This window comes from Lentilactobacillus parabuchneri DSM 5707 = NBRC 107865 (genome assembly GCF_001435315.1).
GTDB classification, from domain to species: Bacteria; Bacillota; Bacilli; order Lactobacillales; family Lactobacillaceae; genus Lentilactobacillus; species Lentilactobacillus parabuchneri.
Genome location: NZ_AZGK01000002.1, coordinates 307,932 through 333,026 on the forward strand (window position 1 = coordinate 307,932; position 25,095 = coordinate 333,026).

Annotated in this window: 21 protein-coding genes and 1 CRISPR repeat array; of the genes, 11 read left to right on the plus strand and 10 right to left on the minus strand. The window is 40.2% G+C overall.

Annotation, left to right across the window (positions count from 1 at the left end; all coding sequences use genetic code 11):
* Positions 1-16 precede the first annotated feature (16 nt).
* From casB to cas2e, 6 genes are read left to right on the plus strand one after another with little or no spacing between them, the layout of a single operon-like run.
* On the plus strand, positions 17-646 hold the full coding sequence (gene casB / locus FC51_RS03815) for a type I-E CRISPR-associated protein Cse2/CasB (protein WP_057911183.1): 630 nt from the start codon (positions 17-19) through the stop codon (positions 644-646).
* Positions 639-1,727, plus strand: a complete 1,089-nt coding sequence (gene cas7e / locus FC51_RS03820; RefSeq protein ID WP_057911184.1) for a type I-E CRISPR-associated protein Cas7/Cse4/CasC — start codon at positions 639-641, stop codon at positions 1,725-1,727. Before casB ends, cas7e begins: the two co-directional genes overlap by 8 nt.
* Positions 1,708-2,448: a type I-E CRISPR-associated protein Cas5/CasD gene (cas5e, locus tag FC51_RS03825; protein ID WP_057911185.1), complete on the plus strand. Its 741-nt coding sequence runs from the start codon at positions 1,708-1,710 to the stop codon at positions 2,446-2,448. The genes cas7e and cas5e overlap by 20 nt, the downstream gene beginning before the upstream one ends.
* A gap of 12 nt (positions 2,449-2,460) precedes the next feature.
* A complete protein-coding gene (gene cas6e, locus FC51_RS03830; RefSeq protein ID WP_057911186.1) occupies positions 2,461-3,129 on the plus strand; it encodes a type I-E CRISPR-associated protein Cas6/Cse3/CasE in 669 nt (222 codons plus the stop codon).
* Positions 3,130-3,132: 3 nt separating this feature from the next.
* Positions 3,133-4,086 (plus strand): type I-E CRISPR-associated endonuclease Cas1e, encoded by a 954-nt coding sequence (gene cas1e / locus FC51_RS03835; protein ID WP_057911187.1) that lies wholly within the window; start codon positions 3,133-3,135, stop codon positions 4,084-4,086.
* Positions 4,083-4,973, plus strand: a complete 891-nt coding sequence (gene cas2e / locus FC51_RS03840) for a type I-E CRISPR-associated endoribonuclease Cas2e (RefSeq protein ID WP_057911188.1) — start codon at positions 4,083-4,085, stop codon at positions 4,971-4,973. Before cas1e ends, cas2e begins: the two co-directional genes overlap by 4 nt.
* Before the next feature lie 29 nt (positions 4,974-5,002).
* A CRISPR array of direct repeats spans positions 5,003-5,275; the repeat unit is 29 nt; unit sequence GTATTCCCCACTGGTGTGGGGGTGATCCT.
* A gap of 282 nt (positions 5,276-5,557) precedes the next feature.
* On the opposite strand, the gene FC51_RS03845 is transcribed toward cas2e, so the two are convergent.
* Positions 5,558-7,150 carry an amidase family protein gene (locus FC51_RS03845; protein WP_057911189.1) on the minus strand — a complete coding sequence of 531 codons (1,593 nt, stop codon included), beginning with the start codon at positions 7,148-7,150 and terminating at the stop codon, positions 5,558-5,560.
* Positions 7,151-7,337: 187 nt separating this feature from the next.
* The gene (locus FC51_RS03850; protein WP_057911190.1) at positions 7,338-8,528 is read right to left on the minus strand and encodes a hypothetical protein; all 1,191 of its coding nucleotides are present in this window, start codon (positions 8,526-8,528) and stop codon (positions 7,338-7,340) included.
* 197 nt (positions 8,529-8,725) lie between these two features.
* Here FC51_RS03850 and FC51_RS03855 point away from each other — a divergent pair, with 197 nt between their 5' ends.
* The 3 genes from FC51_RS03855 to FC51_RS03865 are packed head-to-tail and all read left to right on the plus strand — an operon-like array spanning position 8,726 to position 12,503.
* Positions 8,726-9,910 carry a metal-dependent hydrolase family protein gene (locus FC51_RS03855; RefSeq protein ID WP_057911191.1) on the plus strand — a complete coding sequence of 395 codons (1,185 nt, stop codon included), beginning with the start codon at positions 8,726-8,728 and terminating at the stop codon, positions 9,908-9,910.
* Positions 9,911-9,960: 50 nt separating this feature from the next.
* Positions 9,961-11,163 carry a metal-dependent hydrolase family protein gene (locus FC51_RS03860; RefSeq protein WP_057911192.1) on the plus strand — a complete coding sequence of 401 codons (1,203 nt, stop codon included), beginning with the start codon at positions 9,961-9,963 and terminating at the stop codon, positions 11,161-11,163.
* A gap of 11 nt (positions 11,164-11,174) precedes the next feature.
* On the plus strand, positions 11,175-12,503 hold the full coding sequence (locus FC51_RS03865) for a M20/M25/M40 family metallo-hydrolase (protein WP_057911193.1): 1,329 nt from the start codon (positions 11,175-11,177) through the stop codon (positions 12,501-12,503).
* A 121-nt stretch (positions 12,504-12,624) separates the two neighbouring features.
* Here FC51_RS03865 and FC51_RS03870 read toward each other — a convergent pair whose 3' ends face one another.
* The 5 genes from FC51_RS03870 to deoC form a co-directional block, all read right to left on the minus strand.
* A complete protein-coding gene (locus FC51_RS03870) occupies positions 12,625-14,565 on the minus strand; it encodes an alpha/beta hydrolase family protein (protein ID WP_057911194.1) in 1,941 nt (646 codons plus the stop codon).
* Positions 14,566-14,577: 12 nt separating this feature from the next.
* On the minus strand, positions 14,578-16,197 hold the full coding sequence (locus FC51_RS03875) for a peptide ABC transporter substrate-binding protein (protein ID WP_057911195.1): 1,620 nt from the start codon (positions 16,195-16,197) through the stop codon (positions 14,578-14,580).
* Between the two features lie 652 nt (positions 16,198-16,849).
* Complete coding sequence (gene rbsK / locus FC51_RS03880; protein WP_057911206.1) at positions 16,850-17,764, minus strand: ribokinase; 915 nt, start codon at positions 17,762-17,764, stop codon at positions 16,850-16,852.
* A gap of 16 nt (positions 17,765-17,780) precedes the next feature.
* On the minus strand, positions 17,781-18,797 hold the full coding sequence (locus tag FC51_RS03885) for an aldose 1-epimerase family protein (RefSeq protein ID WP_057911196.1): 1,017 nt from the start codon (positions 18,795-18,797) through the stop codon (positions 17,781-17,783).
* Positions 18,798-18,883: 86 nt separating this feature from the next.
* Positions 18,884-19,537: a deoxyribose-phosphate aldolase gene (gene deoC / locus FC51_RS03890; protein WP_057911197.1), complete on the minus strand. Its 654-nt coding sequence runs from the start codon at positions 19,535-19,537 to the stop codon at positions 18,884-18,886.
* Between the two features lie 145 nt (positions 19,538-19,682).
* Here deoC and FC51_RS03895 point away from each other — a divergent pair, with 145 nt between their 5' ends.
* A complete protein-coding gene (locus FC51_RS03895; protein ID WP_057911198.1) occupies positions 19,683-20,645 on the plus strand; it encodes a sugar-binding transcriptional regulator in 963 nt (320 codons plus the stop codon).
* Positions 20,646-20,707: 62 nt separating this feature from the next.
* Here the strand turns inward: FC51_RS03895 and fucP are convergent, their stop codons facing one another.
* Genes fucP through rbsK (FC51_RS03910) form a run of 3 tightly spaced genes read right to left on the minus strand, consistent with a single transcriptional unit; the run spans position 20,708 to position 23,483 of the window.
* A complete protein-coding gene (gene fucP, locus FC51_RS03900; protein WP_057911199.1) occupies positions 20,708-22,066 on the minus strand; it encodes an L-fucose:H+ symporter permease in 1,359 nt (452 codons plus the stop codon).
* 55 nt (positions 22,067-22,121) lie between these two features.
* A complete protein-coding gene (rbsD, locus tag FC51_RS03905; protein WP_057911200.1) occupies positions 22,122-22,517 on the minus strand; it encodes a D-ribose pyranase in 396 nt (131 codons plus the stop codon).
* 45 nt (positions 22,518-22,562) lie between these two features.
* Complete coding sequence (gene rbsK, locus FC51_RS03910) at positions 22,563-23,483, minus strand: ribokinase (RefSeq protein WP_057911201.1); 921 nt, start codon at positions 23,481-23,483, stop codon at positions 22,563-22,565.
* A 296-nt stretch (positions 23,484-23,779) separates the two neighbouring features.
* On the opposite strand from rbsK (FC51_RS03910), the gene FC51_RS03915 reads away from it, so the two are divergent.
* The gene (locus tag FC51_RS03915; protein ID WP_057911202.1) at positions 23,780-24,775 is read left to right on the plus strand and encodes a Gfo/Idh/MocA family protein; all 996 of its coding nucleotides are present in this window, start codon (positions 23,780-23,782) and stop codon (positions 24,773-24,775) included.
* Positions 24,776-25,095: the final 320 nt, after the last annotated feature.

Consider the following 25,095-nt stretch of genomic DNA (forward strand, 5'->3'; position numbering starts at 1 on the left):
AAAAGGCGATGATAAAATGACAACTTGCGATCAAGTTAAAAAGAGAGTGATTGAGGTTACCGATAATATTATTCATGAACTCTATGCAAATGGTCACCAAAACAAAGCGATGCTGGCAGGTATTCGAAGCGCACCAACAATTCTTAAGCCTGGTGCACAAAAAGTATGGCCAATCATGTTGAGTGTGCTGGATAAGGGGATGCTCAGCAAAACTGGTAAGCCAACAGCAAGTGAAACTGCAATATACACAGCTATTTACTTGTTTGCTATTCATCAACAGAGTCAAGAAACGTTAATGTATGGTTTGTCTGGTAAAGATGAGTCTGTTAATGCGAAGACTTTGTTTGAGGCTCTTGCGGCGATGAGAAGTGATGATGAAACTCGGCAGGCGTTGGATCGGCGAGTGCAGTCGCTTTTGAAAACGACTAATTACAGCAGGATGGTTAATGCAATTACACATTTAGTTCAGATCTTAAAAGCTAGCAAGTTTAACCAGAAAATTGATTATGGTAGGCTTGCCGGTGACTTTTACAGTTTCCAAAAAGGACCCGAGAAGGCTAAAGAAGTCCAACTCGGTTGGGGTCAAAAATATTACCGAGTTGTTAAACCAGCAGCTAATTCTGAAGGAGAGAAAAATCATGACTAATAAAAATTTATATATTGATCTAAACGTATTACAAACTGTTCCTGCTTCAAGCATGAACCGAGATGATACTGGTGCTCCCAAGACCGCGCTTTTTGGCGGGGCGATGCGTTCCCGAGTTTCTTCGCAAAGCTGGAAACAAGCCATGCGAAAAGCATTTCGTGAGGCACATGTGGATACCGGTAACAGAACAAAAGAAGCTGCTAAGTTATTGGCTGCAACATTAATGGGATTGAACCCATCTTTAGATGAGGAAGCTGCTTTTACTAAGGCTCATGAAGTATTTGATGCGGCTGGAATTAAATTTGACAAAACGAAGAAAGATGAAACCAAAGTGTTATTACTCGTTTCTCCAGGACAGATTGAGAAACTTGCTCAGTATGCACTTGTTCATGACCAATTAGACAAAAAGGAGGTTAAACAGGTCTTACAGAGTGATAATTCCTTAGACTTAGCACTTTTTGGACGGATGGTTGCAGATAATCCTGAGCTCAACGTGGAAGGTTCTGCCCAAGTGGCCCATGCAATTTCTACTCATGAAGTTGTCCCTGAGTTTGATTACTATACGGCCTTAGATGATTTAAAGGGCAAAGATACCAATGGTGCCGGCTTTATTGGGACTGACGAATTTAATTCATCCACATTATATCGTTACGCTAACTTAAACGTTAATGAGCTTGTTCATAATATTGGCGTTAAATCCACAGTCACTGGTGTAAGTGATTTTATCAAAGCTTTTCTGTTCTCAATGCCGACTGGAAAACAACATAGTTTTGCTAATAAGACTTTACCGAACTATGTGATGGTTACCATTCGTACTGATACTCCTGTTAACCTGGTTTCGGCATTTGAAGAACCAATTCGGTCCACAACTGGTTATGTGAGGGAGTCAGTCCATAGATTAGAAACAGAGTATAAATCAACTCTACACGTGGTTATGGATAAGCCCCTGGAAACGGTTATTTTAAGTGATGGGAAAGTTGAGTCTTCAATTGGAGTGCAAGCCGCAAATATCCAAGAACTTTTAGATAAGGTCACCGAAGTATTAACAAAGGTGGTGCAGGATGAAAACACTAACGATTAGATTAATTGCTCCGTTGCAATCTTATGGAAACCAGGCAACTTTCGAGCGTCGAACAAGCGATGATCACCCTTCTAAAAGTGCGATTATTGGGATGATTGCTGCTGCGATGGGATATAAAAGAGACGACAAGCGAATTATCCAGTTAAATGAGTTGAGTTTTGCTGTCCGAGTGGATCAACGTGGAACAACTTTGACAGATTTTCAAATGGCTCATAGTAAAAAGGGGGATAAGTGGGTTACGCACCGCGACTATTTACAAGATGCGGTGTTTGTCGTAGCACTAGGAAGCGATGACGAAAATTTAATCAGTGATATTGAATTAGCACTGAGAAGACCGAAATTTCAGTTATTTCTTGGGCGTCGGGCCAATGTGCCAGCAGGTGTCATAAACCCGCATATCTTCGAAAATACTGATCCAGTCAGTGTCTTGAGTAAACTTGAATGGCAAGCTTCACGTTGGTATCAACAAAGATATTGGCATCGTGAGAATAAGAGGTTTGTTAACAGTCTTGAGCTTATAGCGGATGCAGATTTGTTGCCTGATAAGAGAAGCTTCGTAGTCAAAGATCGCGTCATTTCATTCGATCAGCGCAATCGCCAACACGGTTATCGACCGGTGGCAAGCGATAACGTTGACCACATTAAGTTGAATCAAAAATATATCCAGAGAAATCACCACGAGAAGTCTGAAACGGTTCATGACGCATTTGGTGCGCTCTAGAAAGGGGTCCACATGTATTTATCACGGGTTCAAATTGACGTCAATAATCGTCAAAAAACGAAAGAATTGACCCATCTTGGTGCCTACCATAATTGGGTGGAACAAAGTTTTCCGGCTGAAATTGCTGCTCACAAACGACTACGGCATTTGTGGCGAGTTGACCATCTGGCTGGGAAAACATATTTGCTCGTGTTGAGTGAAGAAGCTCCAGATTTAACGAAACTGGGGATGTTTGGTGTACCTCACACGGCGATGACAAAATCTTACGATCCATTTTTGGCGAAGATTCAAGAAGGCCAAATTATGCAATTTAGATTAACGGCCAATCCAACCCATGCAATTCCTCGGGAAGGAAAAAGCCAGCCGCGAATTGTTCCCCACATTACTGTTGACCAACAGCGACAATGGTTGGCTGATCGGGCAGAGAAACACGGATTTCAGTTGGTTCAAACGACTTTGGCTGGCGCTTCGGATTCTGAGGCCATCGATAATTTTGATATCGTTAGCCGTGATTGGCCGGTCTTGCACAAAGGTAAGCGCAACATGAAATTAAGTCGGGTAACCTTTGAAGGATTGCTGAGAGTGAGTCAATTGGACGATTTCAAACAGTTATTAGTAACCGGAATCGGTCGGGAAAAGGCCTTTGGAATGGGCCTGATGACTGTTATTCCAAGAGGCTAAGCTATGAGTAGAAAAATGGGTGCAAAAAAGCCTGAACTCACAGAGCTCAGCCGGGTTCGTGATCGCATTACTTTCCTGTATTTAGAACACGCCAAGCTTAACCGCCAAGACAGCGCAATTTTGGTGACGGATAGCCGTGGGACGGCCTTTGTGCCCGCTGCAATCGTTAGTGTCTTAATGCTTGGACCCGGAGTCGATGTGACTCATCGGGCGATGGAATTGATGGGGGACACCGGAATGGGTGTGGTCTGGGTAGGTGAGCAGGGAGTTCGCCAATACGCTCATGGAAGGGCCTTGAGCCATTCTTCGCGATTGCTAGAGGCACAAGCAAAGCTGGTTTCAAATAACCAGACTCGGGTTGCCGTTGCTCGTAAAATGTACCAAATGCGTTTTCCTAATGATGATGTTTCCGGACTAACCATGCAGGAATTGAGGGGTAAAGAAGGTAGCCGGGTCAGGCAGGTGTATCGTCATGAATCCCGGAAGAACGATGTCCCTTGGTCTCGCCGGGAATATAATCCCGATAACTTTGATTCCGGAACCCCAATTAACAAGGCGTTAACTGCAGCTCATCAAGCATTATATGGCCTTAGTTACAGTGTGATTGTCGCGATGGGGGCTTCTGCCGGTCTCGGATTTGTCCACACGGGCCACGATTTGTCTTTTGTCTATGATTTTGCGGATTTGTATAAGGCTGAAATTTCGATCCCAGTTGCGTTTCAGGTCGCAGCTCAATTTGGCGATGACAAAGATATCGGTGCCCGGACACGTTTAGCGATGCGGGATGCGTTTGCGGCAAGTAAGATACTCGTGCGAATGATTCAAGATCTTACGTCGATTTTGGGTGTAACCGAAACCAATATTAGCGTGGATCTTGTGAATTTGTGGGATGACAAGCTGGGCTTACAGAAGTTTGGTGTCCAATACCACGAGTTTAAAGAGGATGGTGGCAGATGATTGTCATAACTTTAACCAAGGTTCCTCAATCTTTACGAGGAGATTTGACGAAGTGGTATCAAGAAGTTCAGACCGGCGTTTATGTCGGAAATGTCAGTGCCAGAATCCGAGACCTCCTCTGGGAACGGGTTATAAGCGGAATCGGCAACGGGGAAGCCACCATGGTTTACAACACTAATAACGAGCTTGGGTATCAAATTAAGACGACGCGCAAGCAATACAGGGTGGTTGATTTTGATGGCATTCCACTGATGATGCGACTTGAGACAAGTCCAACACCTGTAAAACACGGCTTTAGCAATGCTGCCAAATTTCATAAGGCGAAGGTCATGGCCCATAAGTCATTGCAGAAATCTCATGAGCATCCAACAACACCATTTGTCGCGCTTGATCTTGAAACCACTGGATTAGATGTTGCCAAAGATAAAATCATTTCCTTTGGTGCTGTCAAACAAGCTCGAACAGGTAATTATACTGACTTCTATCAGCTGGTGAAAGTTGATTCTGATATCCCGGAGAAGATCACTAAGCTGACAGGTATCACCATTGATCAAGTGCGGACCGATGGAGTTGAATTAGAGAACGCATTGGATTCCCTGAAGGATTTTATTGGTGATTTACCAATCGTTGGCTATAATTTGCGCTTTGATCAAGCATTTCTTTCCGCCGGGTTTCGAAAAATTCAGCAAACAGATTTAGAAAATCGGATGATCGATTTAATGCCAATTGTCAAAAAGGCTGACCAATTCCTGGATAACTATCGGTTGGGAACAGTATTGGAAAAGTATGGTGTTGACAATGCTGCGCCACATAATTCATTATCTGATGCCAAAGCAACACTTGGATTAGCAAATAAACTAATGAAAAACGGCCATTTGGAAATTTAAGAATGCCGTCATAGCAGGGATTGTTTAGTGTATTCCCCACGGGTGTGGGGGTAATCCTCAATCGCCAAAATGAAAACACATCAAGTGAAAGTATTCCCCACTGGTGTGGGGGTGATCCTTGTGCCCACCAGCCAGCTGTGCGCCATCTGGCGTATTCCCCACTGGTGTGGGGGTGATCCTAAGACCTTCGTACCCCCGACAACACGTGAGTAGTATTCCCCACGGGTGTGGGGGTGATCCCTTCGGTGAGATAGTGGGCCAAGAGGTCAGCGCGTATTCCCCACGCATGTGGGGGTAATCCTGGATATTATGGCCGCTACTCGTGAAGATGTGCGTATTCCCCCAATGGAACGGTTGATTTCACGGGTTAGTAGTATTCCTTACACATTAGGAATAACCCTTAAAAGTAGAACTCATTCATGTTAGATCATGACAGGGTTAATAGCCAAAAATTGAACCTACAAAAATAGCACCTAACCAGCCGTTTTTCACGAACTAGTTGGGTGCTATTAGTATTTGCTTATTCATCAACTAATTTCTCAGAACCGATAAATTTCTTGTAAAATATAATGTGCAACCAGATGCTAACGATAATTATCTAACAGCTTAAATTTATGCTGGCTTTGGAAGTATGCACCAACCTTCAGTAACAACTTATCATTACCCTTAGCTGCCTCAAATTGAATTCCCAGAGGCATTTTTTGCTTGCTAACGTATGTTGGTAAGCTAATTGCGGGCTCTCCTGAAAGGTTGGCAAGCTGAGTGAATGGTGTCTTGGTCAATCCATGAAGCCAAGCATCGTAAATTGTTTGAATTTGCTGGGTGTGATTAAGGCTGTCAATATCCCTCAGTTTATCCACATATTGAGGTAGATAGGCCGGATCTGTATTCTTTGGAGCCGTAACTGCAGTGGTAGGTGTTAAATAAAGCGGATATTTTTTGTGAAATGCAGTCATTTGCCGGTTAACTAGACTCAGTTCATTTTGAACGGTTACATCAGCATTTGTAGGTTGCTTTTGATCAGCTTGATAAAGTGCCCAGGTCATTGGGGAAACATCATCAAAGGTCATATTTTTACCTGTGACGCTCTTGATAAGGTTATTGGCACTGGTTCCAGTCCCCGTGGATTCAAGATAGTAGACATGCATTAATTTAACCCCGTCAACAGGAGAATTGGCTTTTACAACCTTAAAGCCTTTTGATCTTAAGAATGAAACGGCTTGTTTAACAGCGTTTACGGCATCTTTACTGACGGGGGTGTTAACTGGCGACTTAGTTGAATACGCAATTGGAATTTTCTTAATATTTTTTGGAACGGTTTTTAGCATTGCATCACCTGAGTGATTAGACGTTGCTAACATACCGTTAAATAGCGTTTGCATATCCTGAATATTCTTGGCATCGGCAAAATTAACCGAGGATGGTGTCGTATCGTCACCTTCGATTACACCTTGAGTTGGTTTCAAACCAATCACGCCGGTCCATGATGCCGGAATTCGAAGTGACCCGCCGGCATCATTTCCGGTTGCGACAGGAACGATGTCGTCGGCAACGCTGGCAACAGCTCCACCAGACGATCCGCCAGTATTGTCGGCGTGGTTCCATGGGTTATGAGCAACCCCATTCAGTGCTGAATTGGTGATGTTAATTAAGCCAAGCTCCGGGAAGTTGGTCTGTCCAATAACGATAAAGCCCATCGATTGCAAACGCTGCACGAATGAACTAGTGGTGGTTGCTTTTTGATCAGCCAAAGGAACTAAACCTCGTGTATTTGATGAACCGATGAGCGGCTGTCCTAACCCCTTAATTAATAATGGAACGCCATAAAATGGTTGCCCCGTATCCTTTAAGTTGGCAGCTTCCTTCATTGCCTGGTCTTCACGTAAAGAAATCACTGCGTTGAGTTGTGGATTATCAGTTTTAATCTTTGCAACAGCGTGTTCAATTAGTTGTTGTGGGGTTACTTTACCTTCGTGAACCATTTTTGCGAGTTGAGTTGCTGATGAGTGGTAGTATGTCTGATCTGAAATGTTAGGTGCAGATGTAGCGATTGAAGTTGATGATGTGTCGCCTCTTACAGTAACAGAGTTAGTTGATGTGAACCCAAACAAGATCAATGACACTCCCAGCAAGATTGTTCGACGTAAATACTTCATAAAATTAACCTTAGTTTCCATAAGTTGCCTCCCTCGATAAAATGTATACTCCAAGGAACATGTTAAGCGCTTTCAACGGGATGTCAATGCTATCTAGAAATCATTTTCTGATTCAGTTATCCACTTCAATTCAGGATTACTAACTGCTTTTTGATCACAAAATCGTCGTTGAATATTTCATCAACGACGATTTTGGGCAATTATTGGTTTAAATTAGTTTTAGGAATATTGAAGCAATGATAACGGAGGCAACAGAAACGGTTGCAAATCCACCAACCAGCATCTTGGGCATCATGTTATGAAGTAAGTAGCGCTCTTCATCTTTTGTACCAGCAACAGTATGGGCAACTTCTGAAGTTAAGATATAATCGGCTGGGAACCCAAATAACGATGTGAGTGAGCAAGCATAAGCCATTTGCCACGACATTCCAAAAGGTTTAGCGAGAATACGAGAAGCCAAAAACATTCCGAGTAAGCCTAGAGCGATTAGGACAATAATCTGAAGAATAATGCTGCCCATAATTTGTGGGGTAGTGACACTTAGTTGAGCAAAGACATAAGCAAGTAAACCATACATCAACCAATTAAATACGCCTGCTTGGTTTAAAGCATTATCTTCCAAGAAACCAAATTGGTGAGCGATAACACCAAAGATCAGACAAACAACATTTGGGTTAATAGCATTATTGATCAAGCCTGCACACCATGTACTGAAGAGAGCCACCATTGCGACACGAGCTAAGATAAAGGCCGGTGTTTCATATTCCGGTTTCAAATTAAAAACGTTTTGTGATTTGAATACTGAAGGCTGTTGTCCCGCAGCAAATTCGGCAGCTTCAGGGTCTAATTTGCTACCATTTGCCTTAAACTCTTTTACCAAACGGCCACCTTCTTGTCTAAGCATCAGGGATGTTAATGGGTATCCAACAACTGAGTGGATAACAAACATTGAAACGGGCAGGGCAACCAATGCGGTAACACCTTGGGCTTTAAGGCCATCGGTCATAAGCAAAGCTGATACAAGACCACCTGTGAGTGGTGGAACTGCTGCGACAACTGTTTTCCAGTCAAAAATTAAGCTTCCGATCGTGAGACATAGAAGCATTGTTCCGCAGACACCAAGAAGAGCAATACAAACCGCTTTCCATTGAGCAACTAATTCTTTTAAGCCCATTAGGGTACCAAGATGAACTAAAAGCATTGATACACAAATAGACACGAACTCGTTACCGTAAGACGCTTGTGTGACGACATCCTTTGGTAGAATTGTCCAAAAGCCAATAACAAATAATAGAGCGGAGATAAAAACGGAAGGAATAAAAGCATGAGACATTGTTGAAACCCATTCACCAATGAACATGAACACCATAACAACAAGGAACGCAATAATGAAATTCATATGTATATCACTCCTAATAAATTTATTGAATACATGTATCCTATTACTCATTGAATTGTTAGTCAATTCTAATTTTATAGGAATTGCAATTAACGCCATCAGGTCACGTTTTCTTAGATGCTTAGTATAAAAGGGTGGTTGACTATTACTCGAATGAGAATTAACCTTATATTAATTAGAAAAAGGAGTGGATATTTTTGAGTAAGACTACATATACAAATTTCGATTTATTTGACGGAAAAAGTAACGAAATCAAAAAGTCAGCATGGTTAGTTGTTGACGATGAAACCGGGAAGATTGATCAAGTCGGAACCGGCAATGCCCCCTCTGCTGATAAGCAAGTCGACTTAAAAGGAAAATATGTTATGCCTGGGATGGTCAACTGTCATACGCATATCTGCATGGATCCAACAGCTGGTGATGGCGGCACTGGCGCAAATGTCGTTGAAGCCACTGTTCATGCGGTTCAACATTTGCATGACTTATTGAAGTCCGGTGTTACTTATATTCGTGAATGTGGTAGTACTTTTGATATTGACATTGAGCTAAATGAGTTACGTAAACAAGGAGTTTTGAAAAAAGTACCGGAAATTTTGCCATCGGGTAGACCTTATTCCATGACCGGTGGCCATGGTGATTTTCCAAACTTTGGTCATTTAGTTGATTCGCCTGACGAAATGCGGAAAGCGGTTCGGACGGGTCTTAAAAAAGGAACAATGGCCGTTAAAGTCATGGCAACAGGTGGTGTTATGACCCCTGGCGATTTTATGGCCGATCCCCAGTTAAGTGTTGAAGAAATGAAAGTTGCTGCCGATGAAGCTCATCATAAAGGCCGAATTATTGCTGCTCATGCAGAAGGTAATCCTGGTATCATGAATGCAATCAAAGCAGGTGTTGATTCAATTGAACATGGTTTCTATGTAAACGATGAAGAAATTGATTTGATGCTTAAGCAAGGTACTTATTTGACACCCACTTTGGTTGCTGATTGGGCGATCCCCGAATATGGTGAAGGAAAGATGCCAGATTGGGAAATTAAAAAGGCCGCTGATGCATTAGACGATTTGTATAAAAATATTATGCATGCATGGAAGCGCGGAGTTCCAATTACACTTGGTACTGATGCAGGCACCCCATTCAATGATTTCACCATGACGCCGGTTGAATTCGAGTTAATGGTTGAACAAGGTGCTACTAATTTTGATTCACTAGAAACGAGTTATAATTCAGCCAAATTAATGAAGATTGATAAAGAATATGGAACCCTTGAGCCAAATAAGTACGCTGATTTCTTAGTATTGGATAATGATCCCTTAGCCGATGTAAAGGCTGTCCAGCAAGCAGACAAAGCGGTCTACAAGAAGGGTGTTCAGGTTTACTAACATTAAAAAAGATGGCTGTTGGCCATCTTTTTATGATTAAGGAGAATATTATGTCGACAATATATTACAATGCGAGTATGTTTGACGGAAAAAGTAAAGAGATAACCAGAAATACATGGTTTGAAGTTACTGACAGCAAAATTTCCCAAGTGGGTACTGGTAACCCGGCTAAAAAAGCTGACGAGAATATCGATTTAAAAGGAAAGTATGTCACGCCAGGATTAATTAACGCTCATACGCATATGATGATGAATCCAGTTACTAACAAGCTGGAGTATCTTTCAGAAACTGAAGTAACAGCCACAGCCATTCAAAATCTGAGAGACTTATTAGAATCTGGTGTTACCTATATTCGAGATTGCGGTTGTGCTTTTAATACCGATATTAAGCTTCGGGACTTTGCTAAAGAACATAATCTGGAAGCTCCTGGAATTGTTGCATCCGGCCGTCCAATGTCAATGACGGGTGGTCACGGAGATTTCAAAGAAGGTGCCAATGGTGAAATTGACTGGTCCTATTTGACTGATTCGCCAGATGAAATGCGAAAGTCCGTCAGAACAGCACTTAAGATTGGTGCCGATAATATCAAGGTAATGGCGACTGGCGGCGTTATGTCTGCCGGTGACAACATTGATGATACGGCACTGACACCTGAAGAAATGAAAGTTGCAGTTGAGGAAGCTCATCATAAGGGCAAAAAAGTTGCTGCACATGCGCAGGGAAATAGTGGTATCCAAAATGCCCTGGATGCGGGTGTAGATTCGATTGAACACGGCATCTATGTTGATGAGAAGCAAGCCGACTATATGGTTAAGCACAATGTGTATCTCGTCCCTACTTTGAATGCGGCAGCAAGCATTAGTAAATATGGCCGTGATAAGCTCCCCTCATACATGATTCGGAAAAATGATCAAGTAAAGGCTGACTTTTTCAAGAATGTTTCGCTGGCTTTCAAGAAGGGAGTCAAAGTCATAGTTGGAACGGACGCCGGAACGCCATTTAATAGTTTTAAAACTGGTACTTGGGAAGAAATGCAATTGCTGGTAAATGAAATCGGCGCCACTCCAAGCCAAGCTTTATTAAGTGCAACCCAATATGCGGCTAATTTGCTTGGGATCTCCGACAATTATGGCACGTTAGAACCTGGTAAGTTTGCCGATTTTTTGGTTTTAGATCAGGACCCGACTCAAAGCGTTGATGCAATTACGCAAGTCGACAAATTGGTATTTCAGCACGGAAAACAAATTAAATAGGTGGTGATTAAATGCAACAAAAAGAAGTTGAACAATATGCCTTAGATAATTTAGACAATGTTACGGACTATCTACGAATTCCGAGTATCTCAGCTCAAAACAAAGGGATTAACGAAACTAACGAGTGGATCATGCAGCAGTTCAAGAATCTTGGTGCCACAAACGTCGAAAAGTGGACTGATCAGGGTGGTAATCCGGTGGTTTTCGCCGAGTTCAGTGGGACATCGGATAAGACCGTCTTGTTCTACAATCATTATGATGTTCAGCCGCCTGAGCCTTTAGACGAGTGGAAAACCCAACCATTTGAGCCAACAGTTGTTGGAGATAAACTAGTTGCTCGTGGCGTTTGTGATGATAAGGGCGAACTAATGTCCCGGCTAACGGTGGTTAAATATTTTAATGAACATGGTGGAATTCCAGTGAATCTAAAGTTTTTCGTTGAAGGCGAAGAAGAGATCGGTAGTCCGGATGTAGCTAAATATGTGCGTGCCCATGCAAACCAACTACAAGCTGATGTTTGTATCTGGGAAGGCGGCGGTAAAGATGAAAGTGAAAACTTCCAAATTGTCTGTGGCGCCAAAGGAATTGCCAGCTTTAATTTACATGTGAAGACTGCTGCTGCAGATCTGCATTCATCATTGGCAAGCTACGCTGACAATGCGGCTTGGCGTTTAGTTCAAGCGCTCGCATCATTGCGAACACCTGATAATCGAGTTGCTGTTGATGGTTTCTATGATGACATTGAGAAACTTACTCCTGCTGAGGAAAAAGCAACTCAGACAATGGCATTTGATGCAGATAAGGTCCGTGATAACTACGGGTTAACCCGTCCGTTTGTATATAATGATCCACGTGAAGAACTGGTTAATGGTGCTACGATGACTATTAATGGATTAAACGCAGGCTACACGGGAGATGGCGTTAAAACAATTATTCCCAAAGAAGCCTCTGCTAAACTTGATTGTCGACTGGCCCCCAATCAAGATCCTGAAGAGACGGCTAAATTGATCAGCAAGCAACTAGAAAAAAATGGATACGGCGATGTGAAGCTCGATTATTTATTGGGTGAAGAAGCCTTTCGAAGTGACCTGAATCATCCCTTTGTTCAGTTGAACAAGAAAGTTGCGAACGAGGTATATACGCCTCAGAAGGTCCGTTTGATTCCTAATATGCCTGGTGGAGGTCCCATGAAACAATTTGCCGACACAGTTCATGCACCAATTGTGATGGTGGGAATTCACTATTCTGGTAGTCACCCCCATTCCCCTAATGAAAATATTCGTTTGACAGATTATCAGCAAGGAACCTATTTCTTAGCTAGATTGTTGGAAGAGTACTAAATAACGAGTTAGCCTTTAAATAATAACTTTTCAATGTTAAACAGCTCTGCATGTTTATTATATTTGATAATAAACATGCAGAGCTGTTTTTAGCGTATTGTTCGTAGTCCCATATTTATGATTATTGGTGTTTATCCCACCAGCTTCGGGTTTCTTTGATTCTTGTAATCCTTAAATTTGGTAGCCCAATTCGAGAGACCCCATGCCATGATTGGGGATATCTGGACATTTCGGCTTCAGTGCCGTTTTCAATAAGAGCGCTAAAGAACTCTTCACCTTGTCCAATTGGGGTCCGTGTATCCCACTCGCCTTGCATGATTAAAGTTGGTGTTGTTACATTTTTAGCGTATGCAAGAGGTGAAAATTTCCATAAGGTCTGTACATCATAGCGATCCGTGCCCATTTCTTGAGGGGTAAACATAAATCCGATGTCACTGGTGCCTGAAAAACTAATCCAATCAGTTACAGGCCGTTGTGCAACGGCTGCGGCAAACCGGTTTGTGTGTCCCACAACCCATGTGGTCATGAAGCCTCCGTATGAACCACCTGCACAGTATTGACGGTCCTTGTCAAACTCGGCATGATTGGCAAGAACATAATCCATACCCTCCATCAAGTCGGTGTAGTCTTTTTCACCATAATGGTTAACATTTTCCTGACAGAACTTTTGTCCATAAGTTTTGCTGCCACGAGGATTGAGTAACAAAACACCATAGCCATTTGCCGCATGAACTTGCATTTCAAAGAAAAAGTTTTCACCATAGGCAAAATGAGGACCGCCATGTACGTATAAAACGATTGGATTACTTTTTTGCGGACTGGATGGCTTCATTAGCCAACCCTCAATTGAAAGACCATCAGCGGCCTGATATGTGAATTCCTCCGGCTTCACATAGTCATGTTCAGCATCGAAATTTGCGTTAGGATTGTACAAGTCTTTTTGAGTGCCAGTCAGTGATAAGGTAGCTAGCTCGACCGGGTGATTGCCAGTTGAATAGGTAACAACTAGTTGATCACTATCCACGGACCAGTCTGTAATTCTTTCGGGTTGATTGAAGAATGGTTCCCCATGCCCATTTGAATATAAGAACATCTTTGAATGCCCATGATAAGCGGTTCTAAAGACAAACTTCTCGTTATCAACCCAAAAAGCATCTTCATCGCTTAGATTTTGCGTAAAATCTGAAAAGAGAAAATCAGCAACTTCTTCATCCATATCATGACCATAGTCAACAAATGCTTTGGTGTCAAATTCGTAGCCATAGACGCTGAACTGAGTGTTGGCTTTGTATTCATCGGACTGGCCAACAAAAAGCATTTTTTTGCAATCAGGTGAAAATTTCGCGTGTTTAAAGACCCATGTGGGGTGATCAGCAGTCAGATTACTTAATTCATTGGTTGTAATACTAAGAACGAAAACTCCTTGGCCATAGTCCAGGTCGTCTTCAGGATTATTATCCATGATTAATGCGACAGACTTACCGTCACTGGAAACATCAGTTAAAGAGAAGTTGTTTTTTGAGGAATACTTTTTATTAAATGTTTGCTTGTCGGCATCGTAACAGTAAAGTTCATAGGTGCCATCGGTTGGGTAAAAGCCAAATCCATCAGCTTTATGATTGATTCGGTAAACGTGTCGTGGCGTTGGAAATTTCTCATAAGGTTTCTTGGGAACTTCTTTAGTTTGTCTTGTTTTGAAATACACTTGATTAGTACCCTTAACAGCATACAGTTGCTCAATAGAATGCTCAAATGAAGTTACTTTAGCTGCTGTTCCACCAGAATATGGAACTTGAAATAATTGAAATTCAGAATCGTATTCAACCTTGGACAAGAAGAATAAGAAGTCTTTGCCGGGAACGGGTGACTTTGACGCATAGTTATCGTTATCGAAGTTACCAATGTAAGTCCCGTCCTTTCTGTATCCCACAATATTAGAACGGTACCCATTGCTTTCTTGGTCCAGATAGGTTTGGGTCGTAAAATAATAATCTTTTGAGGCTACTGGTTGACTCAGTGTTTTTAATTTATAAAAGTCCTGTTCGGTTAACTGCTCTGTCATTTAAATTCCTCCTTATTTCCAGTATGCATAGCGGTATAGTGAGTCAGTCAATAATGAGTACTTAAGGCCACCGACTTTTGATGAAACCAAATGAACATCAGTGTTCTGATAAGTAGCAACATCTGGTTGTTGCTCCATGGCAATATTGCCTGCTTTAACCATTAGTTTCCACCGTGCTTTTCCCGAATATTTTTTAGTATCATTGACTTTTGCCATTATTTTTTCATATTCTGGATTACTCCAATGAGTGAAGTTAACGGTATTGGCTTTAGTCATAAGATTCAGATAGTCAGATGGGTCAGGAAAATCAGTGCTCCATCCAGTAGCAGTAATTTGATATTTACCACCGAACATGCGGTTAAGCTGTTGTTGTTGAGGGACAGACGTTAGATCAATTGTGACACCCTTTAATGTCTTTTCAACAGCGCTTTGAACGTATTCGCCTAACTTCTTCTGATCACTATCGTCTTCAGTTAGGAGTTGGACGGTGAGCTTCTTTTTGCCTAGTTCTTTTTGGGCTTGTTTCCAATGGGACTGAGCTTGTTTTTTATTATAAGTGAGATTAGAGTTGAGCTCTTTATTAAAGTATTTACCGTTTGATGGATCTTTTCCATCCCCCTCTGGAACCATTGACTTTGCTGGTGTGGAACCGTCCTGAAGAACATTGTTAGTCAGTTGTTTACGATCCAAAGCGTAACTCACGGCTAGTCTAAAGTTCCGATTGCTTGTGATCTTGTTCTTAGCACTAAAGCTTAGGAACCGCATTGTTCCTTTCTTTGTGTAAACAATATTTTTGGCGTACTGTTTAGCATCTTGCTTAACAAATTCACCAGAAATTAGAGTTTCTTGGATCTTGCCACTCGCAAACATATTCTGAGCTGTTGATGGTTCTTTAACAACTTGAACGTGGACAGCGGGTAATTTAACAGCTTTTTTATCCCAGTAATTCTGGTTCTTTTTATAGACCCAGGCATCTTTAGAAGGATCCCAACCTTGTAGTGTGAAGGGGCCATTAGACAATGTTTTGGCAGAACTGGTTCCGTACTGTTGACCATATTTTTTGACAGTTGCCGTATTCAGTGGGTAATACTCCGTCGCAGCCCGAAAGTTAAACTCTGGATCTGGTGCAGTCAAATTGACTTGTAATTGATTTTTACTCAATGCCTTAACACCAAGGGCAGTTGATGGTTTAGTCCCCTTTTGAATTTCAGCATAATTTTTGAAGCTTTGGAACCGACTGGCATACTGTGATTTTGTCTTAGGTGCAACTTGCCGATCGAAAGACGTGACAAAATCTTGAGCTGTCACAGGTTTACCATTTTGCCATTTAGCATCTTTACGTAACGTGAATGTATAGGTTGTTCCGTTATTTGATGGCTTAACAATTTTGGTAGCAACCCCAGGGACGATCTTTCCGGTGTTAGTAATGTCGTACAAGCCCTCCATGGTCTGTTTTACCATGCTTGCTGAATATACATCAGTTCCTTTATTTGGATCAGCAGTTGACGGCTCCTGGAGCATAGTTACGTTAAGTGTCTTTTGCTGCCCACTTTTCTCCTTGGTTGAAGATGAGCATGCAGCTAGTAAAAATGCACTTGCAGACACCAATCCATATGTAAATAATTTGTTCATGTAATCACCCTTTCATGATTAACCAGAAAATAAAAAGCGGCCAGGTAAATGAATACCTAACCGCTTAAGAGAAAACATGTGTAAGCCCAAAAAGCCTTAGCACAACTCGTCAAACGGCCGTCTGACTAAAATTGCTAAGACAATAATAATTAAGATAATAGTATTAACGGCCATTTGATTTATCTCCCTTCTTCAACGTCTTTCTAATTAATCTCTAATGTGATTCTCATGTTATCGTTTAGCTAATGAAATGTCAACCCCCTAATTAAAAGCTGTTTTCAATTAACTCCGCTAAACAACCGTATTAGGAAAATATCCATCTTGGCATAGCAACTCATACATTGCTAATTAAATGACAAAACTTTAAATATAACTGTAAAAATAGACAAAAAGGCTTAAGAGTTTGTACATGAGATAAAACTATTGACGAATAGCGATAATTGTAAATGGTACCTGTAATAACCTTGGAAAGAAGCGGATTAGTTTTTAGCGCAGTGGTTATTTGAATATTAGGAATGATGTTATTTTCAATCCCAGCATCTTGAATTTTTTTTGCAATTTTGTTGGAATTTTTTTACAGATACATAATTATACAAAAAGACCTTTGGGAGAATTCCAAAGGCCCTTATTTATTATTTAACAATTATTAACGTTAATTGGTTAATGATAGGAGTTCAGTAGCTGTTGGATATGATTTTTGTGTTCCTTTTCGTGTAACTGTAACTGCTGCATATTGGTTAGCGTGTTTGAGTGCGACCGGAATATCCTCACCCTGAGCATAGTAATGAGCAAATGAACCAATAAATGAATCTCCTGCTCCAGTTGTATCGACTGCTTTAACTTTAATAGCAGGGATGAGTTCACTATTAGTATTATTGACCCAAAGTACGCCTTTAGACCCCAGAGTTACAATAATATTTTTGACCCCCATAGTTACCATGCGAGAAGCGGCCCTTTTTATTTCATCTAGATTGGATGTTGGCATCCCGGTTAGGGTAGATAGTTCCGTTTCATTCGGTGAGAAGAAATCTACTTTAGAAACATGGTTAATATCGAGTTCTTTGTTCGCAGGGGCAGGGTTAAGCAATACCGGGATTTTAAACTCGTTTGCCAGATCGATTGCATGATAATTAGTTTCTAATGGAATCTCTTGCTGCAGTACAACAATTTTTGTGTTTTGGATTAAGTCTATATAATTATCAAGAACTGCTGGAGTTAGTTCATTATTTGCTCCCTTAATAATCAGAATACGATTATCGGAAGTTGGATCCACAAAAATGGGTGCCGCACCACTACTTTTGGAACCAACCCCCACTCCGGTGGTATCAATAGAATTTGATTTGAAGTTCGCTAGTTGTTGTTTGCCAAATGAATCATTACCAACCATGGAAATAAAACTCACTTTTGAGCCGAGTCTTGCGGCGGCAACTGCCTGGTTGGCTCCTTTTCCACCAAATCCCATTTGGAAATCGGGGGCTTCTACTGTTTCTCCCTCGACAGGCATACGATCAATATAAGTAATTAAATCGATCATATTTGAGCCGATTACTAATACATCACTTTTCATCATATTTTGTTCCCTCCTACTTTTCTAAGCCAGTTGTTACTTTAAACTCTCGAGATTCATGGGCTTTAAGCATAATTAAAGTTCCAGCTTTTTTTGCGGCAACAAATCCTTCTGGGGTACTGGTACCTGGAATCACAAATGCATTTACTTGTTGATCTGGATTATATAATATCCAACGTGTACCGATTGGAAATTGTTTAGTTGAAAACGTGGTCAAGAAATTTTTCCCTTCTCCAATATCTACGCGAAATTCGGCATTATCCACATACTCTGTTAAGTTAGAAGAAAAGAATACAATTTCTGGGTCATAATGGTTTGGATCATCAAGTTTATTAATTAACTCACCAGAAGCTTTCAAACGATCGTTATAAGCCGTCCATTCTGGTGTTGGGTGTACATGCCCTGGGATTGTTTGACGAAGCTGAAATGCATTATCAGGGACATTGGCGGTCATTTTAGCATTAGCAACGTATGCATAATTCATATGGCACAAGTATTGGAGTGGCATTGACTGATAGTTGGAAAGATTAGTGACCTTTAACTGAATATCAAACAATCCGCTATCTTTGTGGATTGTTACGGCGGGTTCAGCTAGATAATGATATCCAAAGCCTTTGACATATTCATAACTACTATGAATAGTTATGGCATTGTCACTAAAATCCAAGTATGAATTGTCCATTTCAGACGTTGGAAATTCACCGTGCAATTGATAATTATCATCTGGGCCAGGTGTTCCATTAGCTAGTAATCCAGACGTGAATTGAAAGCATCCGTAAGTATCAGCAATACCTGGTCCTGGCAAAGGTTGTTTGAACATGTCTTTCATTTTAAGTGAAATATTATCGAACACAGCATCCCAAATAATTAGGCCATGGAAGGGAAGGATGGTCAAAGCTCCGCGAGAGTTTTCAAGTTTTATCCCTTCAATTCCAGATTCATAGACAAACGTTGTTACAGTGAAATTATCGTTTTTAAAAAGTTGAAATGGCATCCTTTTGAACATATCGTGGTTTAAATTCAATGAGTTCATATTGTTATCTCCTTAAAATATAAAGCGCTTACATTTGTCTCTAAAAGAATAGAGAATCAAAAATGGTTCTCTGTAAGACTTAAAATTTAATTTTTGCTAATAATTTCGATACTTGCACTAGTTCCAAGACGCGTTGCACCTGCATTGATCATGTTTTCGGCATCTTGTGCAGAATGTATGCCGCCCGCAGCCTTTACCTCAATTCGGTCACCAACAGTATGTTTCATAATAGCAACGTCATGTGCTTTTGCACCGCTAGTGGAAAATCCGGTCGAAGTTTTAACAAAATCAGCACCTGCATTTGCAACGATCTCTGACGCTTTGGCTATCTCATCATCGGTTAGTAAAGCAGTTTCAATAATAACTTTGATCAATGTATTTTGTTTGTGGGCAGCTGTAACGACAGATTCAATGTCGTTTTGAACGGCTTTATAGTTACCACCCTTGAATTCACCAATGTTCATGACCATATCAACTTCATCGGCTCCATCTTTGATAGCCTGGTCTGTCTCGGCAATCTTTATATTTGTTGTATTTGCACCTAATGGAAACCCGATTACAGTTGCTGTTTTGACATTTGTATTTGTTAATAAGCTGTGAACATGACTCACCCAATATGGATTAATCATGACAGAGTAAAAATGATGTTCGATAGCTTCCTTTACAACTCGGTCCACATCCTGTTCAGTTGCTTCAGGTTTCAATAAAGTGTGATCAATATAGTGATTTAAATCATTCATGAGTAATTCTCCTTTTTTAACATCTTCTATAATAGTAATGTACCACCATGGATAGCAAATGTAAACCTTTACATTTTACATTTGTCAATTATACTTATGTTATGCTGTTACTTAAAATGAATTTGGTGAAGGGATAAGAAAACCTATGAAAAGTTCTCAAATAGATGAGCAGCTTAAGCGAATAATTAATATAAGCCGACTATATTATCAAGATGGATTAAGCCAAATAGAGATTGCAAAGAAAATCGGCGTCTCTAGACCAACGATTGCAAAAGCGTTGCAAAGTGCTCGCGACAATGGAATTGTCAAAATAGAAATTGTTGACCCATTTATGGATATTCATACACTTCAGAAACAACTACAAAGGAAGTATCGACTAAAAAGGGTAATAGTTACATTCCCGCAAGATCATACTGAGACAAGTGTTCTTAATTCTCTTGGGAATGCGACTGCAGAATATCTAAACGATATTGTGAATGATAATGATATTATTGGGATTAACTGGGGAAAAACCATGGAAGCGATTGCCAAGCATCTCCATGAGAGTCAGCGGCAGAATGTCAAAGTTGTGCAGTTAAAGGGAAGTGTTACAAATTCTCATGAGAGCAATTTTTCAACGGACATAACCAAGCACTTTAATCGAGCCTTCCATACTCAGGCGAGTATTTTGCCTTTGCCAGTGATTTTTGATGATCCACAAATTAAATCTGTGGCCATTAAAGATCGTTTTATCAATAATGTTATACAGGAAGGTGAAGACGCCAATATAGCCATCTTTACAGTTGGGACAACCCGCGCAAATGCGATGCTTTTTAGATTGGGTTATTTGGATAATGCAACTATCGAAGGACTAAAAAAAGAAGCTGTTGGGGACATAATTTCACACTTTATTACTAAAGATGGGAGTATCGCCGATATTAGCCTAGATGCCAGGACAGTTGCGATTCCACTGGATAAATTGAAGAATAAAGCGTATTCAATCTTAGTTGCAGGTGGAGAAAAAAAGTTAGCGGCAATTCATGCAGCCTTGATCGGAAAATATGCTAATGTTCTTGTTGTTGATGAGCTTGCAGCTAAAAAGTTATTAGACCTTTATGCAGTACGCTAAAGCGCCCAAATCATTTTGATCTGGGCGCTTTAGTGTAAAAAATCTGTTCATTACAATTAATCTTATTGATTTTGTTCAATTTTGTCCGGATGAGCAAGGTCGAATCTGTATTCAAAGAAGAAGTAGATAGTAACGATAACGTAGCAAAGTGTTGGAACAATGAATGATGTTTGCATTGAACCAGTAAAGTCTGAAACCAGACCTTGGATAGCGGGAATTACTGCACCACCAACAATCGCCATAACAACAATTGCACCAGCAGTTTCAGTAAATCGCTTATCTTCAACAGTATCTAATGTGTGAGCATAAATTGTTGGCCATTCGGGACCAAAGAAGAAACTAGCAGCAATAGCCATCCATACGGCAGTCATGTTAGGAATTGTAGTTGCCAAGATTAAGGTTACTGTTCCCATAGCGGAGAAAATAGTAAGAACACCGGTAATAGAGTGATCTTTCATTAAATAGTTGGCGAATAGTTTTCCAACAAACCATGCGGCATAACTATAGATCATAAAAGTACTTGCGTCACGATCAGAGATGCTAGTATTTAAGTTTAACGCTAAACGAATCGTAAATGACCACACTGTCGTTTGCATACCAACATAGAAGAATTGTGCCATGATACCTTTTTTGAATCGTGAGTTCTTAGCAAGATACTTGATAGTTTCTCCCAAGCTTGGTTTCGTATCTTTATTTTCATCCAAGCTGACCGCTTTTGAGCTCGGCATTGGCGTGAAGGCTAAGACAGCTAAAATAATGATTAAAACAATTAAAATGTACTTATAGGGTTGTAAGGTAAGTTGCAGCATCTTTTCGCCGTAAGCGAGACGCTCAGCGCCGTGCATATGGCTCATAGTCTCAGATAAATTACCAACGGAGCCAAAGATTAGGTACTTACCCAGCACAATTCCTGCAATATCGCCAAGAGGAACTAAGGTTTGAGAAATATTAAGACGAATATTTGAATACTTACGAGGTCCAAGCATTGAACTGTAGGTATCACAAGACGTCTCTAAGAAGCTTAACCCAACAGCAATGGCAAAAATAGCAGCTAAAAACATTGTGTAAGTAGCAACGTGTGATGCGGGGAAAAACATTCCACATCCGACAATATAAAATACTAAACCAGTCATAATAGCAAATTTATAACTTTGTTTTTTAATTACAAGCGATGCGGGGATAGCAATCAAAAAATATCCACCGTAAAATGCACTTTGAACAAATGCAGTTGCAGCATCATTAAGCATGAACACACTCTTAAATTGTGTGATCAAAATATCGTTAAGTGAAGCAGCTGTTCCCCAAAGAGGGAAAATTAATGAGACCAGAATGAATTGGAAAAGGGGCGTTTTATTTAAATAACCATCCGCAAACTGTTTCCAGCCATGCTTCTCTTCTACAACGTGACGACTTGCTTCCATGGGTTAGATCCTCCTTAAGTTATGACAGAAAAAAGAATTTTAATAAAATAATTGCTTAGAAAGTTACACCAGATTCAAGAATAATGTTCGAGAACGCAGTCATTTCGCCAGTTCTCACAAAAGCGTGACAATTTGCTAAGTTCTTTTTGAGATCTGAGTGAGGCATGTATTCAATTTCAACGCCAGGCATGGCTTCTTGAATAGCTTTTAACTGTTCCGGGTTCTGGGTTTTAATTTCATCAGCTAAGTAGATTTTTTGAACTTCAAGTTCTGAAAGGATATTTTTTAAGACATCCATGAAACTTGGAATTTCTTTGGTTAATGCCAAATCAATCTTCTTAGTTCCCATCGGTACTGGCATGCCGGCGTCACCGATGCTTAACCAGTCCATATGGCCCATTCCGGCGATGACCGTTGATAATTCTGAGTTGATAACAGTTGTTTTTTTCATTGTATAATTCCTTCCAATCTGCGTTATAAATTGCTTTCTTATAAATTATTTAGCTACTTTTAATACTTCCTCTAAAGTTGGAATCGAAGGTTGAGCCCCTAAACGCTGGACGGTTAATGAACTTGCGTGTTCAGCAAACTTGATTGCATCAACAATATTGGAAAAGTCAGGAGAGATTTGTGATACTAATGCCCCTATAAATGTATCTCCAGCAGCTGTGGTATCAACCGCTTTTACTTTATATGCAGGAATAAGTCCATGACCATTTTTGGTTGAGTAGAAGGCTCCTTTATCACCAATCGTGATAATTACGTTTGGAACGCCCATTCCAGCAAATGTGTCGGCTGTCTTAATCATTGAATTTTCGTTAGTAATCTTGATTCCAGTAATTGAGGCACTTTCTAACTCGTTTGGCACAATAATATCTGTCAATTTTAATAATTCAGGGTTAATGGCCGATGCTGGAGCGGGGGCCGGGTTTAAAACGGTTATGACGTTATTTTTCTTAGCAATTTGAAATGCTGAAATTGCAGCTTGTTCAGGTGTTTCAAATTGTGCAACGATGAAGTCAGAATCTTTTATGATAGGTTCGGCCTTAGAAACATCATCATCAGTTAAAGACTGATTAGCACCTCCATAAACGAGAATACAATTTTGGCCATCTTCATCTAGCATGATATTAGCTGTGCCTGTACCAACACTTTCATTTTGACTAACATAAGTGCTGTCAATATTGTCAGCTTTTAATGAATCGAGCATAAACTTTCCAGCGCCATCATTACCTATTTGCCCAATAAATGCAGTTTTAGCACCTTGTCTTGCTGCTGCCACAGCTTGGTTAGCGCCTTTACCGCCTGCAGCATTACTTTTTTCGCTTACTTGAACTGTTTCACCGGGCTTAGGGAAACTTTTAATCCTGAATGAGGTATCAACATTTAAACTTCCTAGAACTGTTACTTTGTTCAAAAAGGCCACTTCCTTAATTATTTTAGGTAAATCGTTTTAATTGGATTTTAGAAAGAAAAAACGATTTACTAAATCGATTTACCAAAATATAATTTAGCATAATCTGGAATCGCTTTCAAGTAAATTATTTAAAAAATATTTTGATTAATAGCCAAACCCTGTACTGTTAAAGCCTTCACAAGAATAAAAATATTTTGATTTCAAAGTGGAATACTTTTCATCAGTTGTCAGCAAGTTTGTGTTGATTTAAAGTTAGTGTAGATTTTAATAATTAAACTGGGAAGGTTGTGCGTAATATGATTAATCTTGGAATTATCGGAACCAATTGGATCACACAACAATTTGTTGAAGCGGCACGGGAATCTGGGGACTACACTTTAAATGCAGTTTATTCTCGCCATATAGAAACTGCAAAACAATTTGCTAAGAAGAATAATGCAAAGGAAGTATTTGATGATCTTGATCAATTTTTTACAGAGGGGACATTTGATACGCTCTATGTCGCATCGCCAAATAGTATTCATTTTGAGCAGGCAAAGCAAGCTATTATTCATAAGAAAAACCTGATTGTTGAAAAACCAGCATTTATGAATCCTAAGCAAATGAACGAAATAATCGATTTATTAAAACAGTACCCCGATGTTTTATACTTTGAAGCTGCCCGAAATATTCACACAAGTAATTTTCACGTTATACAAGAAAAATTGCATGAATTACCAACAGTTCAAGGGGCTCAATTTACGTATTCTAAATATTCTTCACGCTATGACAAAGTCCTTGAGGGGGAGGAACCAAATGTTTTTTCTTTAAATTTTGCTGGTGGAGCCCTCCAAGATCTTGGCGTTTATACAGTCTATGATGCAATTGGCCTGTTTGGTAAGCCTAAGGAACTCGTATATTACCCACAGTTAGTTCGAACAGGTGTTGATGGGAAAGGAACTGCAGTATTAGGTTATGAAAAGTTCAATGTTATTCTGAATTTTTCGAAAATTTCAAATTCTTATACAACCTCTGAGATATATGGGCTCAAGGACTTAATTCAACTTGATGATGCTGGAGAGATTCAGCAAGTAAATTATGTTAATGATGTTGGCGAGAGCTTTATGATAGGGGAAAAGTCCAATAAAAACCCGATGCTTCCCGAAGCTAAAGATTTTGCCAGAATTATTAATGATCCTGAAGATTCCAGTAACCAAAAAGACTATAGACGATGGCTTGATTTAAGCGTTGACGTTAATAACGTGCTATTTAAACTACGTCAATCTGCACATATTATGTTTAAAGGTGAATAAAGTGAATAAGGTAAAGTAATGGTAAAACAGGATGAATTAAAAAAGATAGATCGGTAAAAAAGCGCCCGAATTTAGTGAAGGCGGCATGGTTTCGGGGTACATCTCTGGGAAATCGCAAACTAATGGAATTAGGTTTTCACTGGTTTGCGATTTTTAGATCCAATTGTGGAAATAAAGTAACTGCATCTGCTCGTTTAATGATTAGTTTGTTAAGTTAAAACACGACGAACCGTCAGAGATATTTAAGACGATACTCGTTGTAGATACAGAAGTAATCCGGGAAAACGTTTAGTGTGTCAAGGGCAGTTTAAAAATGTAGG